The sequence below is a fragment of the Streptomyces marokkonensis genome (assembly GCF_039539045.1).
GTDB classification, from domain to species: Bacteria; Actinomycetota; Actinomycetes; order Streptomycetales; family Streptomycetaceae; genus Streptomyces; species Streptomyces marokkonensis.
This window is the reverse complement of the sequence record NZ_BAABCQ010000407.1, coordinates 1-776: the sequence shown is the minus strand read 5'-3', so window position 1 is coordinate 776 and position 776 is coordinate 1. Positions and strand designations below refer to the sequence as shown.

Annotated in this window: 2 rRNA genes; both read right to left on the bottom strand. The window is 58.5% G+C overall.

Annotation, left to right across the window (positions count from 1 at the left end):
* Window positions 1–60 (bottom strand): 5S ribosomal RNA (rrf, locus tag ABEA26_RS36140); the annotation flags it as partial.
* An 88-nt stretch (window positions 61–148) separates the two neighbouring features.
* Window positions 149–776 (bottom strand): 23S ribosomal RNA (locus tag ABEA26_RS36135); the annotation flags it as partial.

Here is a 776-nt window from a genome sequence, read left to right as displayed (position 1 = left end):
AGGCTTAGCTTCCGGGTTCGAAATGTAACCGGGCGTTTCCCCTACGCTATGACCACCGAAACACTATGAAACAGACAACCAGCCACCCCGTGACCATGGGGCGGGATTGTTCGTGGTTTCAGAACCAACACAGTGGACGCGAGCAACTGAGGACAAGCCCTCGGCCTATTAGTACCGGTCACCTCCACACCTTGCGGTGCTTCCAGATCCGGCCTATCAACCCAGTCGTCTACTGGGAGCCTTAACCCCTCAAGGGGGTGGGAGTCCTCATCTCGAAGCAGGCTTCCCGCTTAGATGCTTTCAGCGGTTATCCCTCCCGAACGTAGCCAACCAGCCATGCCCTTGGCAGGACAACTGGCACACCAGAGGTTCGTCCGTCCCGGTCCTCTCGTACTAGGGACAGCCCTTCTCAAGACTCCTACGCGCGCAGCGGATAGGGACCGAACTGTCTCACGACGTTCTAAACCCAGCTCGCGTACCGCTTTAATGGGCGAACAGCCCAACCCTTGGGACCGACTCCAGCCCCAGGATGCGACGAGCCGACATCGAGGTGCCAAACCATCCCGTCGATATGGACTCTTGGGGAAGATCAGCCTGTTATCCCCGGGGTACCTTTTATCCGTTGAGCGACGGCGCTTCCACAAGCCACCGCCGGATCACTAGTCCCGACTTTCGTCCCTGCTCGACCCGTCGGTCTCACAGTCAAGCTCCCTTGTGCACTTACACTCAACACCTGATTGCCAACCAGGCTGAGGGAACCTTTGGGCGCCTCCGTT